The organism is Massilia sp. UBA6681, from assembly GCF_002454935.1.
Taxonomy (GTDB): domain Bacteria; phylum Pseudomonadota; class Gammaproteobacteria; order Burkholderiales; family Burkholderiaceae_D; genus Telluria; species Telluria varians.
Window position 1 is genome coordinate 53,902 of sequence record NZ_DKJX01000095.1, and the last position, 16,421, is coordinate 70,322.

Sequence of the window (16,421 nt, forward strand, 5' to 3'; positions counted from 1 at the left end):
GTCACAAAGATCCTAGATAAACACCGGTTCCGGTTCGAGTTCCACGCCGTATTTCGCCTTGACGTCCTCCTGGATCGCGCGCGCCAGCCGCACCACGTCCTCGCCCTGGGCGCCGCCCAGGTTGACCAGCACCAGCGCCTGTTTCGGGTACACGCCCGCCGCGCCCAGCACCCGGCCCTTCCAGCCGCACTGGTCGATCAGCCAGCCGGCCGCCAGCTTTTCGCTGCCGTCCGCCTGCGCATGGTGCACCAGCTGCGGAAATTCGGCCAGCAAGCGCGCGCAATGCTCGCTGCTCACGACCGGGTTCTTGAAGAAGCTGCCCGCATTGCCGATCTCGGCTGGGTCAGGCAGCTTGCGCCGCCGGATCGCCTCGACCATGCGCCCGATGTCCTGCGGCGTCGGCTCGGTCAATCCGGCCTCTTCCACCGCCCTGGCCAACTCGGCATAGCGCAGGTTCGGCGTCCAGGCCGCCGGCAGGGCGAAGGTGACGTCCAGCACCACCAGTTCGCGCCCTTCCGGATGCTTGAAGATGCTGTCGCGGTAGGCGAAGCGGCAGGCGGCCGCGTCCAGCGTGCGCACTTCGCCGCTGGCCATGTCATAGGCGCTCAGGGAATGGAAGACGTCCTTGGTTTCCGTCCCGTACGCCCCCACGTTCTGGATCGGCGCCGCCCCGACCGTGCCGGGGATCAGGGACAGGTTTTCCAGCCCGCCCAGGCCCTGGGCAAGGGTCCACTGGACGAAGGCGTGCCAACCCTCGCCCGCCTGGGCCCGCACCAGGATGCGGCCGTCCTGCTCGCCCAGCAGCTCCTTGCCCTGGCCCGCCATGTGCAGGACGATACCGTCGAAGTCGCGGGTGAACAGCAGGTTGCTGCCGCCACCCAGCACCAGGCGCGGCAAGCCGGCAAGCAGCGGGTCGCGCCGTACGGCCTCGAGCTGCGCCGCGCCGTCAACCCGCAGGTAATGACGGGCGCGCGCCGGGATGCGGAAGGTGTTCAGGGAAGCGAGGGAAAAATCGTCGAGGATGGGCAGGTCGGCTTGCATGGCATCAGGGTGTTTTTTGGACATTATAGGGGCAAGCCTGCCCCGGACCCTTGCCATGCGGGCAAATCTGGTGGCCTGCGGGAGGCGTTGTCCGTTAAAATAGAGGGATTCATCTATTTAGCAATACCAAGAAAAAAGGAAACCGCCATGCCATCGTTTGATGTTGTCTGCGAAGCAGACATGGTCGAAGTGAAGAATGCCGTCGAACAATCGAACAAGGAAATCACCACCCGCTTCGACTTCAAGGGCAGCTCGGCCAATGTCGAGCAAAAGGAAAAGGAACTGACCCTGTTCGCCGATTCCGATTTCCAGCTCGGCCAGGTCAAGGACGTCCTGATCAACAAGATGGCCAAGCGCAAGGTCGACGTGCGCTTCCTCGACGAAGGCAAGGTCGAGAAGATCGGCGGCGACAAGGTCAAGCAGGTCATCAAGGTGCGCAACGGCATCGAGACCGAAGACGCGAAGAAGATTACCAAGCTCATCAAGGAAAGCAAGATGAAGGTGCAGGCCAGCATCCAGGGCGAATCGGTGCGCGTCACCGGCGCCAAGCGCGACGACCTGCAGGCCGCCATGGCGTTGCTGCGCAAGGACGTGCAGGACCTGCCGCTGGCCTTCAACAACTTCCGCGATTGACGCGAGCTTCTCCGCAGCTATATTGGCTGCGCAAACCCCGCCCCGCCTTGGGGTAGAATGACGGCCGCGCACGGGCGCGGCTTGTCGATGCATATGTACGCGTAGGGAACTACGGCGGTTTAAGGATTGCAATGAAACGTGTTGATGATTTCCGCCTGAAGCTGGGCAACAAGGAATATGTGCCCATCATGATCGGCGGGATGGGCGTGGACATCTCGACCTCCGAACTGGCCCTCGAGGCCGCCCGCCTCGGCGGTATCGGTCACATCTCGGATGCGATGGTGCAGGACGTGTCGGACCGCAAGTTCGACACCACCTTCGTCAAGGACAAGACCAAGCTCTACAAGTTCAACATCAACAACATGAACAAGGCGGTGGTCCAGTTCGACCTCGACCGCCTGGCCGAAGCGACCCGCCTGCACGTGGGCTCGACCATGGAAGCGAAAAAAGGCGATGGCCTGATCTTCGTGAACTGCATGGAAAAGCTGACCATGAACGCGCCCAAGGAAACCCTGCGCACCCGCCTGTCGGCTGCGATGGACGCCGGCATCGATGGCATCACCATGTCGGCCGGCCTGCACCTGGGTTCCTTCGAGCTGATCAAGGACCACCCGCGCTTTCGCTCTACCTTCCTGGGCATCATCGTGTCCTCGGTGCGCGCACTGCAGCTGTTCCTGAAAAAGGTGTCGCGCCTGAACCGCCTGCCCGACTACATCATCGTCGAAGGCCCGCTGGCCGGCGGCCACCTCGGCTTCGGCATCGACGACTGGAAGCAGTACGACCTGCACACCATCATGGACGAGATCCATGCCTACATGCGCGAGCAGCAGCTCGACATCCCGGTGATCGCCGCGGGCGGCATCTTCACCGGCTCGGACGCGGTCTCCTTCCTGGAAAAAGGCGCCGGTGGCGTGCAGGTGGCGACCCGCTTCACCGTCACCCACGAGTGCGGCATGCCGGATGCGGTCAAGCAGGAATACTTCCGCGCCAGCGAGGAAGACATCATCGTCAACGGCGTGTCGCCGACCGGCTACCCGATGCGTATGCTCAAGAGCACGCCGGCGATCGGCTCCGGCATCCGCCCCGGCTGCGAGTCCTACGGCTACCTGCTGGACGCCACCGGCAACTGCGCCTACATCAACTCGTACAACCGCGAAGTGCAGGCCAGCCCGGACGGCAAGAACATCACGGTGTTCGACAAGACCTGCCTGTGCACCCACATGCGCAACTTCAACTGCTGGACCTGTGGCCACTTCACCTACCGCCTGAAGGACACCACCCACCGCCTGGCGGACGGCAGCTACCAGATCCTGTCGGCCCAGCACGTCTTCGAGGATTACCAGTTCAGCGTGAACAACGAGATCGCGCTGCCGCCGAAGCAGGAAACCGTCGCGGCCTGATACAGCCTTCGCTTGCCGTTCCATATCTCCAAAGCCACGGTCCGCCGTGGCTTTGTGCTTTATGCGCCGCACATAAGCGAAGGCGTGTAATCTGATCACCCCAAGAGCGTTTTTCGCGAAGGGTCCCCGGCATGTCCACCATCGAAGCGTCCGCGCAGGTCTGTTTCCTGACCGATGACGAGGGCAAGGTCGTGACCTGGAACCCCGCCTGTGCGGCGCTGTTCGGCTGGACCTCGGCGCAGGCGCGGGGACGCGAGATCCTCGAGCTCATCGCCGGCGGCGACGGCAAACCCGGCTGGCCGGCCCTGGCTGCCGCCGGCGGGGCCAAGCTGCGGATGCGCTTCGCAGGCGGACGCGAGGGCCTGGCCACCCTGGGCCTGCTGCGCCAGTACGACGCGCGCGACGAGCCGCAGGGCTGGAGCGCCTCCGTCCTCATCGCCCCTGCCGATGCGCTCTCCGAATCCGAGCGGGTCGGCAATACCCCTCTCTCCGACGTGGTCGACCTGCTGCCCGGTACGTTTTACGCAATCAATCGTGACGGCCGCTTCATCCTCTGGAACGCAAACCTCGAACGCATGACCGAAATGACGCCGGACGAGCTCGCCGCCGCCCATGTGTTCGAGATGTTCGAGCCGCGCGAACGCAAGCAGGCCATGGAAAACTTCCGCCGCGTGTTCGACGAAGGCGCCGAGGTGGCGATGGAGATGAACTACGTGTCGCGCAGCGGGCGCGAGACGCCGGTCATCGTCGGCGGCGCGCGTGTCGGCTGCAACGGCGACCGCTACCTGTTCGGGATGGGCCTCAGCATCGCCAAGCGGCGCGAGAAGGAGCTCCAGCTGCTCCTGCGCGAGCGTGCGCTGCACGCGGCCAGCAACGGCATCGTCATCACCCGCTGCGCCGGGCGCGACAACATCATCGAATACGTCAACCCGGCCTTCGAGCACATCGCCGGCTATCCGGCCATTGAAGCGATCGGGCGCGATGCCCGCTTCATGCAGGCGCCCAAGCTCGATACCAACGAGCGCAGCCAGGTGCGCCTGGCCCTGGCCGAGCGACGCCCGGTCAACGTGGTCTTCCGCAACATGCGCAAGAACGGCGAACTCTTCTGGAACGACCTCTCCATCACCCCGGTGCGCGACGAGCACGGCGAGGTCACCCACTTCATCGGCATCCTGCAGGACGTCACCGCCACCAAGCAGCGCACCGAGCACCTCGAGCACGAGATCAACCACGACCACCTCACCGGACTGGCTAACCGCAACCTGTTGTGGGACCGCCTCGACCACGCGGTGCACCTGGCCCAGCGCCACGGAGCGATGGTGTCGGTGATCCTGGTCGACCTGGACAACTTCAAGATCGTCAACGACACCTTCAGCCACGAGGCCGGCGACATGGTGCTCAAGGTGGTCGGACGCCGCTTGCTGTCGGCGGTGCGCGACAGCGACACGGTGGCGCGCATGTCGGGCGACGAGTTCGTGCTGGTACTGGTCGACCAGCCCTCGGTACGCTTCACGCTGCGCATGGCCGAGCGCCTGCGGCGCGCGATGACGATGCCGGTGGCCTTCGGCGGCAACGAGATCCCGGTCGGCGCCAGCCTGGGCGTGGCGCTGTTCCCGCAGGACGGCGCCACCCCCGCCGAGCTGGTGCACGCGGCCGACATGGCGATGTACCATGCCAAGGGCAACGGCGGCGGCGTGCACTTCTACTCGCCCGAGATGCGTGTGGCAAGCCAGAAGCGCGCCGCGCTGGCCGACAGCATCCGCAGCGCCCTCGAGCACGACGAGCTGTTCCTGCTGTTCCAGCCCCGCATGGACGCGAAGAGCGGCAAGGTGCGCGGCTTCGAGGCGCTGCTGCGCTGGCGCCACCCGAAGCACGGCATCATGCTGCCGGCCGACTTCCTGGCCGAGGCCGAGGAATCGGGCAAGATGATCGAGATCGGCAACTGGGTGCTGGACCAGGCCTGCGCCTTCCTGCAGGAGCTGCGCCAGCTCGGCTATACCGGCCTGCCGGTGTCAGTGAACGTCTCGCACCGCGAGTACAGTCAGCACGGCTTCATCCCCGGCCTGGCCGAACGCATGGGACGCTACGCGCTGCCGCCCGGCAGCCTGGAGATCGAGATCCCCGAGGCCGACCTGATCCGCAATCCGGGCCTGGGGCGCGACCTGTCGGCCCAGCTGCGCGAGGTCGGCGTGGCGCTCTCGCTCGACGAGTTCGGCAAGGGGATTTCCGACCTGTCCTTCCTGCGCCAGCTGTCGGTACGCCAGGTCAAGCTTTCAAAGGCGGCGGTACACGAGATCGCCCGTGAGGGCGACAGCGGCGGCAGCGGCAGCCGGCTGGCCAAGACCCTGATCGACATCGGCCACAACCTCGACCTGGCGGTGGTGGGCGAAGCGGTCGAGACCGAGGCCCAGGTGGAATTCCTGCGCTCGCACGGCTGCGACCAGCTGCAAGGGCAATGGTTCAGCGAGCCATTGCTGCCCGAGGCGGTGCGCGAGATGCTCGGCCAGCGCCACCAGGCCTGAGGCCTACCCTCCCCGCATTTTTGCAACGCAGCCGCATCAAACTTCTTGCAATAGTTCGATATTTAGCTAACAATCGATCATGACTTCCGTTTTCAAAGCCCTGTCCGATCCGACCCGCCGCGCTGTCCTCGAGCACCTCCAGAAGGGGCCGATGGGCGCCGGCGAACTGGCCGACCTGTTCGACGTGTCGAAACCGACGATGTCGGCCCACTTTGCCGTGCTGGTCGCGGCCGGGCTGATCGCGCCGGAAAAACACGGCCGCACCATCACCTACCGCCTCAGGCTGTCGGTGCTGGAAGACGCCCTGCTGGGATTTGCGCAAGCCTTCGGGCTGAACCTCACCCGGCCGGAGCCCCCCGCTGTTCCACCAACGAAGGAGTAAGCATGAAGCCGTCGTCCCGTCTTTCCCACCTGTGCCGCGCCGTGCTGGCGGCTGCCTGCATCCTCGGTGCATCCGCCCTTCTGGCCTGGGCCGCGCCGGCCTACCTCGATCCGGAATGGGCGCGGCGCCTTGCCGGCGTCCTGCTGGGCGCAATCGTGGTGGTGTATGCGAATGCCATTCCGAAAGCGCTGGCGGCGCGCATGCGCTGCGCCTCCCCGGGCGCCGACCAGGCCGCGCGCCGCTTCGCCGGCTGGGCGCTGGTGCTGGGCGGACTCGGCTACATGCTGGCCTGGCTCGCCGCCCCGATCGGCGTAGCCGGGATGGTCGGCGGCCTGGCGCTCGGCGCCGCGGTGACCTGCGCCGCCCTCGGTTGTATCCGAATCGGCGCACGCCGCGCCGGCCATTAAGGGCGCCTGAGCTTTCCGCTCAACCGTCCTTGTTGATGCGGTTGACGAGGGCGCCGAGCACGTCCTCGGCCAGCTCGTTGTCCACCTGGCAGGTACCGGCGTTCTCGTGCCCGCCCCCGCCGTATTCCAGCATCAGGGCGCCGATGTTGGTGTTCGAGGTCCGGTTCAGGATCGACTTGCCGGTGGCAAATACCGTGTTCTGCTGCCTGACGCCCCACAGCACGTGGATCGAGATATTCGTCTCGGGGAACAGGGCGTAGATGATGAAGCGGTTCCCGGCATAGATCACCTCTTCGCTGCGCAAGTCGAGCACCACCAGGTTCTTGTGGACGCGGGCGCAGCGCCGGATCTGCTCCTTGCAACGCTCGCTGTGCTCGAAGTACAGCGTGGTGCGCTCGCGTACGTCGGGCAGTTCCATGATTTTCTCGATCGGATGCTCCGCGCAGTAATCGATCAGGGCCATCATCAGCTGGTAATTGGAGATGCGGAAGTCGTGGAAGCGGCCCAAGCCGGTGCGCGCGTCCATCAGGAAGTTCAGCAGGTTCCAGCCCTGCGGGAACAGCACCTCCTCGCGCGAGAAGCGGGCCGAGTCGCCCTTGTCGACCGCCGCCATCATCTCGTTCCAGGCGGCCGGGAAGGTACGGGCGCCGCCGTAGTGGTCGTAGACCACCCGCGCCGCCGAGGGCGCCTCGGGATGAATGACGTGGTTGTCGCGCCTGCCCGTGTTGCGGATGGTCTCGGACAGGTGGTGGTCGAACACCAGGTGGGCCGCCGGCACATAAGGCAGGTTGGTCGTGATGTCGCGTCCGCTGATCGCGATCTTGCCGTCCTGCATGTCTTTCGGATGCACGAACAGGATGTCGTCGATCAGGTCGAGGTGCTTGAGCAGCACCGCGCACACCAGGCCGTCGAAGTCGCTGCGGGTTACGAGTCGGAATTTTTGCTGGTCGGCTGACATCGGCACTTCCTTTCTGGAGTCGGAAAGCGAAACTGCGGTCCAAAGAATCATACCTTGCAACGTTTCCGCCTGTCAGCATTTGCGATGGCGCATCCTGGCAAAGCTGGACGCAATCCATTCCCCGGATCGTGCAGACTGTCGCACGGCGCTGGCCGCCAGTGGCGGCAAGGCGTAAAGTTGCATCATCCCAACAGTCGTAGATGCCGGCAATATTGTATTTCCGGCACGCGCAGGTGGCGACGAGGTACACTCGCCGCTTGCACCAATAGCGAAGATCGATATGCAAGCCAGGAACACCAATCCGCATTATTTCTCGAGCGTCCTGTCGTGGCTCTACCGCGGCTTCGATGCCGTGGCGACCTGGGTTACCCAGCTGTCGTGGTGGAAGTTTTTCCTGTTTGCGATCCTGACCCTGACCGCCGGCGCCATCCTGCAGGAGGAACTGTTCTCCGGGCCCGCCGAAGAATACGTGTCGCGCGCCGAACGCGAGCGGCGCGGCGGCGACGCCGCCATCCTGATCGACGAGAGCGGCATCCGTTTCCATCCGCGTAACCGGCCGCGCAACGCGACGCCGCCGGAGCCGCCCGCGCCGCCGGATCCCGAAGGCGCACCCGACGCGCCCGATGCGCCATCCGTCCCGTCGGCGCCGCCGGCGCCGAGCGCGCCGCCCGCCGCGGCCGCGGGCAGCAGCGGCGAATCGGTCCACATCGAACTGCCGCCGCAGATCAGCGAAGAACTGTCGAACGCGATCGACGCCGCCGTGGAAGACGCCGCCGAGCAGAAGGTGTCGCGCTACCACAAGCAGGCGTCGACCTGGTTCATGAACTTCGTGCTGCTGTTCGTGCTGGCCCTGTTCGGCACCAAGGCCCTGGTCGGCGGCAAGAAGCGCGCCGAAGCGCAATCCCAGCTGGCCAACGCGGCGGCCGAGCGCGAAGCCATGCAGCGCCAGCTGTCGGAAACCAGGATGCAGATGATGCAGGCCCAGGTCGAGCCGCACTTCCTGTTCAACACCCTGGCCTCGGTCGAGCACCTGATCCAGGTCGACCCGCCGCGCGCCTCGGCCATGCAGCGCAGCCTGATCCAGTACCTGCGCGCGGTGCTGCCGCAGATGCGCGACAACGCCGTCGTCACCGGCCTCGGGCGCGAGGTGGACATGGTCACGGCCTACCTGGCCCTGCTCAAGATGCGCATGGAAGAGCGCCTGACGGTGGTGATGCAGGTGCCGGAGGGCCTGCGCAGCGCGGCCTTCCCGCCGATGATGCTGCAGTCGATGGTCGAGAACGCGATCAAGCACGGCCTCGAATGCAAGCCGGAAGGCGGCACCCTCAAGATCCAGGCCGAAGTGGTCGACAGCAAGCTGCTCGTCACCGTCACCGACGACGGCGTCGGCTTCGGGGTGGTGCCGAGCGACGGCACCGGCCTCGGGCTGCAGACCATCCGCGACCGCCTCAAGCTGCTGCACGGCGACGCCGGCCAGCTGCACATCGCGGCCAACAGCCCGAGCGGCGTGATCGCCATGATCGAGGTGCCTTACCAGCTCGCCAGGGCGGGCTGACCCGCCGTGCATGGCTGCGGGCCGGCGCCTCCCCAGGAGCTTGCCTGCCGCGCTGTTTCATTGAATAATCAATCAATAATCACATAGCTACAGGGACAAGCATGCCTACCGCACCTACCGCGATCATCGCCGATGACGAACGACTCATGCGCGACCAGCTGCGCCTGCGCCTGTCCGAGGCCTGGCCGGAGCTCGACATCATTGGCGAAGCCAAGAACGGCGAGGAAGCGGTGGAACTGGTCGAGCAGCTCAAGCCGGACCTGACCTTCCTCGACATCCGCATGCCGGGCAAGACCGGGATGGAAGCGGCGCGCGACATCGGCGACCGCAGCCAGATCGTGTTCGTCACCGCCTACGACCAGTACGCGGTGGAAGCCTTCGAGCGCGGCGCCATCGACTACGTGCTCAAGCCCACCGAGCCGGAGCGCCTGAAGGTCACCGTCGACCGCCTGAAGCAGCGCCTGGAGCGTCCGAACGAAAAAGCCAGCGTCAACGACAGCGTGCAGGCCATGCTGTCGCAACTGGCCGAGAAGATCGCCGCCCCGAAGCCCAAGCACTTGCAGTGGATCCAGGCCAGCATCGGCCAGGACCTGCGCATGATTCCGGTGGAGGATATCCTGTTCTTCCGCTCGGACGAAAAATACACCTGCGTGCAGACCGCCGGCTTCGAAGCCCTGATCCGCAAGCCGGTGCGCGACCTGGCCGAAGAGCTCGACCCCTCGCTGTTCTGGCAGATCCACCGCGCCACCCTGGTCAACGTCAATGCGATCGAAGGCGTGACGCGCGACATCCGCGGACGGCACCTGGTGCTGGTCAAGGGCCGGCCGGAGAAGCTGGAAGTGAGCCGCAGCTTCCTGCACCTGTTCAAGCAGATGTAATTCCGGCGGCGCCCGTGCGCGCCCGTCCTGTCGAATGTCGTACAGTCAAGTTTTACGAACTCGACAGGATGAACCATGAGGAATTCGCGCAAGGACACCCTGCTGCTGGCCGCCGGCGTGCTCGGCGCCTTCGGCGCCGGACTGGCCGCCGGCCGGCGCATCGCCCGGACCGCTCCCGCTACCCACGCCGATCGCGATGAGGGCTTGCCGCGCGCCAGCCTGCTCGACACGCTCGCCCTTGGGCTCGAGGTCTTTGCCCCAGTGGTGGCGCAGGGCGTGATCATCCGCCGTCCGCCGATGATGGCCCTGGCCGAGCGCTTCGACACCCACCGCCGCGCCATCCGGCGCATGCAGAAGCTGCGCGACAAGTACGGCCCCGGCCCCCTGATGCTGCCGCTGCTGATCCGCAAGCAGGCGGTGGTGCTGGATCCGGCCCACGCCCAGCGCGTGCTGGACGAGTCGCCGGTTCCGTTCTCCGCCGTCAGCACCGAAAAGCGCGCCGCGCTCTCGCACTTCGAACCGAAGGGCGTGCTGCTGTCGACCGGTCCCGAGCGCGCCGACCGGCGCCGCTTCAACGAGGCCGCGCTCGACACCGCGCATCCGATGCATCGGATGGCCGCCAGCTTCCTGCCGATCGTCGAGGAAGAGGCGGCGCGCATGCTGGCGCAGGCTGGCGGCACGCTCGACTGGAAAACCTGGTCCGAAGGCTGGTACCGCCTGATCCGGCGCGTGGTGCTGGGCAACAGCGCCGCCGATGACCAGGAACTGCAGGCCCTGATCGTGCGCCTGCGCGGGGCCGCCAACTGGGCCGGCTTCCACCCGAAGATGCCTGCCAGGCGCGCGCGTTTCCTGGCGCGCATCCAGATGTACCTCGAGCGCGCCGAGCCGGGCAGCCTGGCCGGCTACATGGCCGGGATCGCGCGCAGCGCCACGACCGCGCCGCGCCAGCAGGTGCCGCAATGGCTGTTTGCCTTCGACGCCGCCGTGATGGCGAGTTTCCGCGCCCTTGCCCTGCTGGCCAGCCATCCCGGACAGCTGGCGCGCGCCCGCGAGGAGATCGCGGCGCGCCAGGCCGGGCAGCCCCTGCCCTTCCTGCGCGCCTGCATGCTGGAAGCGCTGCGCCTGTGGCCGACCACGCCCATGGTGCTGCGCCAGAGCACGTCCGAGACGCGCTGGGAGCACGGCAGCATGCCGGCCGACACCGGCGTCCTGATCCACGCGCCCTTCTTCCACCGCGACGATACCCGCCTGGAGCATGCCGACCGCTTCACGCCGGAGCTGTGGCTGGACGGCCGGACCGCCGGCCAGGGCTGGCCGCTGGTCCCCTTCAGCGACGGCCCGGTGATGTGCCCGGGGCGCCACCTGGTGCTGATGCTGAGCAGCGCCATGCTGGCCACCCTGCTCGGCGCTCGCCCGCTGGCGCAGACCGGAGGGCTCGCGCTAGACCCGGACCGGTTGCCGGGGACGCTGGACAATTTTGCGCTGCGCTTCCAGCTAGGCTAGAACGGTCTTGTGTGGCCTCAATCCGCTGTGCGCCGCCGCACCGTAATGTAGAGCTCCCGGCCTCCAGGCCTTTCCTTTCAGCTTCTGCATGAGCATTCAGGGGCCACCACAGCGGCGCCTGCGCCGGCGCGGTCCGGGCACGGCGGTTCTCGTGTTCTTCTTCCTGGGCGGGTACTGCGCCGGCCGGGCGGTCGCGGCGCTGCGCCGTGCGCGCGAGGTGCATCGCCCCATGCGCGCCTTTGACGGCCGCCGCATCGTGCACAGCGCCAGCGACGCCATCCTCTCGATCGACGAAGAGGCCATGATCCTGTTCGCCAACCCGGCCGCGGCCCAGATGTTCGCCAGCAGCGTCGGCGCCATGCAGGGCAGCTCGCTGGCACGCTTCATCCAGGCGCCGGTGCGCAATGCCAGGACCCCCTGCGACTACTTTCCCGCCGGCGGCGGGCGCGCGGGGCGGCGCGCCACCGACTACGCCGTCACCGGCATCCGCGCCAATGGCCAGCTGTTCCCGATCGAGGGCTCGATCTCCACCGTCGAGCACGACGGGCACGAAGTCTGCACCGTGATCCTGCGCGACGTCTCCGAGCGCCACCTGGTGCAGCAGAAGCTGGCGCGCTCGCACGACCAGCTGCGCCAGCTCTCCTCGGCGCTGCAGACCATCCGCGAAGAAGAGCGCACCCACATCGCGCGCGAACTGCACGACGACCTCGGACAACTGCTGGCCTCGCTGCGCATGGACCTGACCCTGCTGCAGGGGAACGCCAGGCTGCCCGAGCCGAGCCAGCGCCTGATCGAGGGCATGGAAACCAACCTGATGATGGCGATCGCCTCGCTGCGCCGCATCGCCACCAACCTGCGCCCGCGCGCGCTCGACGAAGGCGGCCTGTATTTCGCGCTGCAGGGCTTGCGCGACGACTTCGTCGAACGCCACGGGATCGCCTGCGCCCTGCTGGCCGACGAAGCCGAACTGCGCCTGGACGATACCGCCAGCACCGCCGTGTTCCGCATCGTGCAAGAGGCGCTCACCAACATCGCGCGCCACGCGGGGGCAACCCAGGTAGTGCTCAAGCTCGACCGCCTTGATGGCGAGCTGCTGCTGACCATCCGCGACGACGGCCGCGGCATCCGCTCCGAAGACATGGAAAAGAAGGAATCGCTGGGCCTGGTGGGCATGCGCGAACGGGTCTGGGCCATGCACGGCGAGATCACCATCAGCAGCGAAGGCATGTCCGGCACCACCATCGAGATCGCACTGCCGCTGGCCGGCCGCATCATCGGGGAGAACGCCGCCAGCTAGCGCCAGCCGCCTTGCCCCTTTGGCATAACAAGATGTCACATAGCAACATGTCATTAAGTCGACATATTCGTTAGGTAAGATCCGCGTCGATCTGAGTTTATTGAGAACTCGACATCCTGTCCAAACCAAAGGAGCTCTTCATGAAGTTCAAGTACCTGGCAGCTGCGCTGCTGTCTTCCCTGCCGCTGTTCGCCAACGCCCAGACCAACGTCCAGATCTACGGCGTGATGGATGCGGCAATCGGCGTGGAAGACACCGACGCACCGGGTGAAGACAGCCGCACCGTGATCAACTCGGGCAACCAGTCGAGCAGCCGGATCGGCTTCCGTGGCACCGAAGATCTGGGCAATGGCCTGAAAGCACTGTTCAACATCGAAGCGGGCGTTGCCCTGGATACCGGCGCCGCCGATTCGACCATGTTCGGCCGCCGCGCCGTGGTCGGCCTGCAGGGCAGCTTCGGCACCCTGACCGTGGGCCGCGAATACAGTCCGATCGCCGCCGTGGCAGCCGCCACCGACGCCCTGGGCCAGGGCCTGTACGGCAGCAACCTGTCGGCCTTCACCAGCGGCCGCCTGACCCGCCGCCTGGCCAATTCGGTCAACTACAAGAGCAACGCAGCGGGCGGCTTCACCGTCAACGCCGCCTACTCGACCGGCGAAAAAAGCGTCGACCCGTCGGGCGACCTGATGGGCGTGTCGCTGGAATACAAGAACGGCGGCCTGTACCTGGGCGCCGGCTACCACCAGCTCGAGCGCCTGGCGACCGGCGACGACAAGGAATACGCCTTCGGCGCGGGCTACAGCTTCGGCGCTTTCGAAGTGAAGGGCAACTACCTGGTCGCGAACCCGACCGGCGCCAACAACGAGTACAAGAACGCCAACCTGGGCGGCACCTACACCGCCGGCCCGGGCAAGTTCCTCGTCAATTTCCAGCAGCAAAAGCTTGAAAACGGCGCCAAGGGCAATACCGTGTCGGTGGGTTACACCTACGCGCTGTCGAAGCGCACCAACATCTACACGACCTATGCCCAGCTGCGCAACAACGGCCGCGCCGCCTTCGGCATCACCTCGTCGTCGGTGACCGTGGCGCCGCCGGCGACCGCGCTGGGTGCCGACCCGCGCGTGTTCAACGTGGGCATCCGCCACTCGTTCTAAGAAAGGCTTGCGGCGCAGCGCCGCATGCCTCGGGAAGGCCGGCCTTGCCGGCCTTTTTTCATGATTGTCCCGGCCACTGGCCGGAGCGCAGCGCCCTCGTCCCGTGCTTGACCCGCTGACCATACGTGGCGCAAGCGAATCTGGCCTAATTTTCAAGTTTAATACGTTTGCTACATCGATGCGGTGGTTCGCAGGTTGCAGCACGCATATACCTCAAGACCCGTGCGCACAATTGAAAAATTATCGAATTCCCAATATTTCTTCCGGTATGATCGTCGGCAAATTTAGCAATTATTGTTCTGGCTCTCGACGACAAGGGGAAAGCACATGACACGAAAGTCACAGCGGTTCAACGGAGCCATGAACGCCTCCATCAATGGCTTCGCCCTGCCCCCAGGCGCGGAAGCGGATCCGCACGGCCTGCTCGCGCTGCGCGAGCGCGTCGAAAAGCGCATGGCCTTCCTGCTGGCTGACTCGGGCGACCAGGCCGACCTGCTGGGCGCGGCCATGCGCGCTGGCGCCCTGGGCGCGGGCAAGCGCATGCGTCCGCTGCTGGTGATGCTGGTGGCGCGCGACCTTGGCTGCAATTCGCCGGCCCTGACGGACGTCGCCTGCGCCGTCGAAATGGTGCATGCGGCATCGCTGGTGCTCGACGACCTGCCCTGCATGGACAATGCCCAGCTGCGGCGCGGCAAGCCGGCCGTCCATGTGCAGTACGGTGAAGATGTCGCCATCCTGGCGTCGGTCGCCTTGCTGAGCCGTGCCTTCGGCGTGCTGGCGGGCGCCGCCGACATCCCGCCGGTCACGCGTGCCCGCCTGGTCGCCAAGCTGGCCGAGACCGTCGGCACCCAGGGACTGGTGCGCGGCCAGTTCCAGGACCTGCACGGCGGCGCGCGCACCCTCGACGCGATCGCCACCACCAATGAACTCAAGACCGGGGTGCTGCTCGGCGTCGCCGTCGACATGGCGTCCATCATCTGCCAGGCCGACGAGCGCGTGGTGGCCTCGCTGCGCGCCTTCGCGCTGGCGGCGGGCCACGCCTTCCAGATCCGCGACGACCTGATCGACCTGCCGGGCCAGGACCTGGCCCTCACCGGCAAGGAAAGCGGCAAGGACACCGGCAAGGACCTCGGCAAGGCCACCGTGCTGGCCTCGCTCGGCGTCGAGGAAACGCAGCGGCGCCTGGCCAGGCACCTGCACGAGGCGCAGCAGCACCTGGTGGCCGCCCTCGGTCCCAAGGCAACAACCTGCCTGTTCGTCGACAGCCTGTTCGCACCTGGCCGTTCCCGCATGCATTTTGCCGCCGAGACTCCCGCGGCCGGCGTCGATGCCGCACGCAGCCGCGAAGCCGTGGTGAACTGAAAGACGGAAGACATCACATGGCGCACTTCGGGGTCGTCGCACCCGCGTTCTACAGCCATTTCAGCGCCCTGGGCGCTCTCGCCGGCGAGCTGGTGCAACGTGGCCACCGCGTCAGCTTCGTGCACCGCCCGGATGCGCGCGCCTATGTCGCCGATCCGCGCATCGGCTTCCATGCGGTAGGCGCCGCCACCCATCCGCCCGGCTCGCTGGACGCCGTGCTGCGCCGCGCCGCCAACCCCGGCAGTCCCCTCGGCCTGCGCCGCGTCATCCTCGACATGGCGGGCAGCACCGACATGCTGTGCCGCGAACTGCCGCGCGCCATCGACGCGCTCGGGATCGACGCCCTCATCGCCGACCAGATGGAAGCGGCCGGCGCTCTGGTGGCCGAGGGACTCGGCCTGCCCTTCGTCTCGGTGGCCTGCGCGCTGCCGGTCAACCGCGAGCCCGGCATCCCGCTGCCCGTCATGCCCTTCGACTATGCCGAGGACGAGCGCGCCCGCGCCATCTACGAGGGCAGCACCCGCGTCTACGACTGGATGATGACGCCGCACCGCCGCAGCATCGAAGCCAATGCGCGCCGCCTCGGCCTGCCGGCCCGTGATGCCCTGCACGACTGCCTGTCGCCCCTGGCCCAGGTCAGCCAGACGGTGGCCGCCTTCGACTTCCCGCGCCGCGCCTTGCCGCCGCACTTCCACCATGTCGGGCCGCTGCGCCCCACCGGCGCGCATCCCGGCAGCGCGAACCGGCACTTCATGCCCGCGATCGCGGCCGGCAAGCCCTTCGTATTCGCCTCGCTCGGCACCATGCAGGGCGGACGCCTGGCGCTGTTCAAGCGGATTGCGCGGGCCTGCCGCGCGCTCGACGCGCAGCTGCTGGTCGCCCACTGCGGCGGCCTGGATGCGCATCAGGAGCGCGCCCTGGAGGCGGCCGGCGCGACCTGGGTCTGCGGCTTCGCCGACCAGCAGGCGGCCCTCGAGCGCGCCGACGCCGTGGTCTCGCATGCCGGTTCGAACACCATCATGGACGCGATCGCCGCGCGCACCCCGATCCTGGCCCTGCCGATCGCCTTCGACCAGCCCGGCACCGCGGCGCGCGTGGTCCACACGGGCATCGGCCTGAAAGCCTCGGCGCGCCTGACCGGCAGCGCCCGGCTGGCGCGCCTGCTGCGCCGCCTGCTCGACGAGGACGGCTTCCGCACCCGCCTGGACGCCATGGCCGAGAGCGTGGCCAGTGCCGGCGGTACCGTGCGCGCGGCCGACATCATCGAGGCGGCGCTGCAGCGCGGGCGCCGGCCGCTTGCCATGGATGCGGCTACCCTTGGATAAGCCC

Annotated in this window: 14 protein-coding genes; 12 read left to right on the forward strand and 2 right to left on the reverse strand. The window is 66.9% G+C overall.

Annotation, left to right across the window (positions count from 1 at the left end; all coding sequences use genetic code 11):
* Positions 1-12: 12 nt before the first annotated feature.
* On the reverse strand, positions 13-1,041 hold the full coding sequence (murB, locus tag B2R83_RS16965) for a UDP-N-acetylmuramate dehydrogenase (protein ID WP_292043766.1): 1,029 nt from the start codon (positions 1,039-1,041) through the stop codon (positions 13-15).
* A 147-nt stretch (positions 1,042-1,188) separates the two neighbouring features.
* Between murB and B2R83_RS16970 the strand changes: the two genes are divergently transcribed.
* The 5 genes from B2R83_RS16970 to B2R83_RS16990 all read left to right on the forward strand — a co-directional run bounded on the left by B2R83_RS16970 (position 1,189) and on the right by B2R83_RS16990 (position 6,385).
* Positions 1,189-1,674: a YajQ family cyclic di-GMP-binding protein gene (locus tag B2R83_RS16970; RefSeq protein ID WP_036216406.1), complete on the forward strand. Its 486-nt coding sequence runs from the start codon at positions 1,189-1,191 to the stop codon at positions 1,672-1,674.
* A 131-nt stretch (positions 1,675-1,805) separates the two neighbouring features.
* A complete protein-coding gene (locus tag B2R83_RS16975) occupies positions 1,806-3,074 on the forward strand; it encodes a nitronate monooxygenase (protein ID WP_292043769.1) in 1,269 nt (422 codons plus the stop codon).
* A 131-nt stretch (positions 3,075-3,205) separates the two neighbouring features.
* The gene (locus B2R83_RS16980) at positions 3,206-5,596 is read left to right on the forward strand and encodes a sensor domain-containing protein (protein WP_292043772.1); all 2,391 of its coding nucleotides are present in this window, start codon (positions 3,206-3,208) and stop codon (positions 5,594-5,596) included.
* 79 nt (positions 5,597-5,675) lie between these two features.
* Positions 5,676-5,978 (forward strand): metalloregulator ArsR/SmtB family transcription factor, encoded by a 303-nt coding sequence (locus tag B2R83_RS16985; RefSeq protein ID WP_036216399.1) that lies wholly within the window; start codon positions 5,676-5,678, stop codon positions 5,976-5,978.
* Between the two features lie 2 nt (positions 5,979-5,980).
* The gene (locus B2R83_RS16990; protein ID WP_051997010.1) at positions 5,981-6,385 is read left to right on the forward strand and encodes a hypothetical protein; all 405 of its coding nucleotides are present in this window, start codon (positions 5,981-5,983) and stop codon (positions 6,383-6,385) included.
* A gap of 19 nt (positions 6,386-6,404) precedes the next feature.
* On the opposite strand, the gene B2R83_RS16995 is transcribed toward B2R83_RS16990, so the two are convergent.
* Positions 6,405-7,343 (reverse strand): exopolyphosphatase, encoded by a 939-nt coding sequence (locus tag B2R83_RS16995; protein WP_292043775.1) that lies wholly within the window; start codon positions 7,341-7,343, stop codon positions 6,405-6,407.
* A 280-nt stretch (positions 7,344-7,623) separates the two neighbouring features.
* On the opposite strand from B2R83_RS16995, the gene B2R83_RS17000 reads away from it, so the two are divergent.
* The 7 genes from B2R83_RS17000 (at position 7,624) to B2R83_RS17030 (ending at position 16,417) form a co-directional block, all read left to right on the forward strand.
* On the forward strand, positions 7,624-8,898 hold the full coding sequence (locus tag B2R83_RS17000) for a sensor histidine kinase (protein WP_292043777.1): 1,275 nt from the start codon (positions 7,624-7,626) through the stop codon (positions 8,896-8,898).
* 101 nt (positions 8,899-8,999) lie between these two features.
* A complete protein-coding gene (locus B2R83_RS17005; RefSeq protein WP_209588709.1) occupies positions 9,000-9,776 on the forward strand; it encodes a LytR/AlgR family response regulator transcription factor in 777 nt (258 codons plus the stop codon).
* A gap of 75 nt (positions 9,777-9,851) precedes the next feature.
* On the forward strand, positions 9,852-11,279 hold the full coding sequence (locus B2R83_RS17010) for a cytochrome P450 (protein ID WP_292043781.1): 1,428 nt from the start codon (positions 9,852-9,854) through the stop codon (positions 11,277-11,279).
* An 88-nt stretch (positions 11,280-11,367) separates the two neighbouring features.
* Positions 11,368-12,576: a PAS domain-containing sensor histidine kinase gene (locus tag B2R83_RS17015; RefSeq protein WP_292043783.1), complete on the forward strand. Its 1,209-nt coding sequence runs from the start codon at positions 11,368-11,370 to the stop codon at positions 12,574-12,576.
* Positions 12,577-12,716: 140 nt separating this feature from the next.
* On the forward strand, positions 12,717-13,730 hold the full coding sequence (locus B2R83_RS17020; protein WP_036216390.1) for a porin: 1,014 nt from the start codon (positions 12,717-12,719) through the stop codon (positions 13,728-13,730).
* Positions 13,731-14,090: 360 nt separating this feature from the next.
* Entirely contained in the window at positions 14,091-15,092 is a 1,002-nt protein-coding gene (locus B2R83_RS17025; protein ID WP_292043785.1) for a polyprenyl synthetase family protein, read from the forward strand.
* Between the two features lie 17 nt (positions 15,093-15,109).
* Positions 15,110-16,417, forward strand: a complete 1,308-nt coding sequence (locus B2R83_RS17030) for a glycosyltransferase (protein WP_292043792.1) — start codon at positions 15,110-15,112, stop codon at positions 16,415-16,417.
* Positions 16,418-16,421: the final 4 nt, after the last annotated feature.

Bases quoted from the DNA above. Each gene is read 5' to 3' on its own strand.
- murB (WP_292043766.1), bottom strand. From the start codon at position 1,041: ATGCAAGCCGACCTGCCCATCCTCGACGATTTTTCCCTCGCTTCCCTG.
- B2R83_RS16970 (WP_036216406.1), top strand. From the start codon at position 1,189: ATGCCATCGTTTGATGTTGTCTGCGAAGCAGACATGGTCGAAGTGAAG.
- B2R83_RS16975 (WP_292043769.1), top strand. From the start codon at position 1,806: ATGAAACGTGTTGATGATTTCCGCCTGAAGCTGGGCAACAAGGAATAT.
- B2R83_RS16980 (WP_292043772.1), top strand. From the start codon at position 3,206: ATGTCCACCATCGAAGCGTCCGCGCAGGTCTGTTTCCTGACCGATGAC.
- B2R83_RS16985 (WP_036216399.1), top strand. From the start codon at position 5,676: ATGACTTCCGTTTTCAAAGCCCTGTCCGATCCGACCCGCCGCGCTGTC.
- B2R83_RS16990 (WP_051997010.1), top strand. From the start codon at position 5,981: ATGAAGCCGTCGTCCCGTCTTTCCCACCTGTGCCGCGCCGTGCTGGCG.
- B2R83_RS16995 (WP_292043775.1), bottom strand. From the start codon at position 7,343: ATGTCAGCCGACCAGCAAAAATTCCGACTCGTAACCCGCAGCGACTTC.
- B2R83_RS17000 (WP_292043777.1), top strand. From the start codon at position 7,624: ATGCAAGCCAGGAACACCAATCCGCATTATTTCTCGAGCGTCCTGTCG.
- B2R83_RS17005 (WP_209588709.1), top strand. From the start codon at position 9,000: ATGCCTACCGCACCTACCGCGATCATCGCCGATGACGAACGACTCATG.
- B2R83_RS17010 (WP_292043781.1), top strand. From the start codon at position 9,852: ATGAGGAATTCGCGCAAGGACACCCTGCTGCTGGCCGCCGGCGTGCTC.
- B2R83_RS17015 (WP_292043783.1), top strand. From the start codon at position 11,368: ATGAGCATTCAGGGGCCACCACAGCGGCGCCTGCGCCGGCGCGGTCCG.
- B2R83_RS17020 (WP_036216390.1), top strand. From the start codon at position 12,717: ATGAAGTTCAAGTACCTGGCAGCTGCGCTGCTGTCTTCCCTGCCGCTG.
- B2R83_RS17025 (WP_292043785.1), top strand. From the start codon at position 14,091: ATGAACGCCTCCATCAATGGCTTCGCCCTGCCCCCAGGCGCGGAAGCG.
- B2R83_RS17030 (WP_292043792.1), top strand. From the start codon at position 15,110: ATGGCGCACTTCGGGGTCGTCGCACCCGCGTTCTACAGCCATTTCAGC.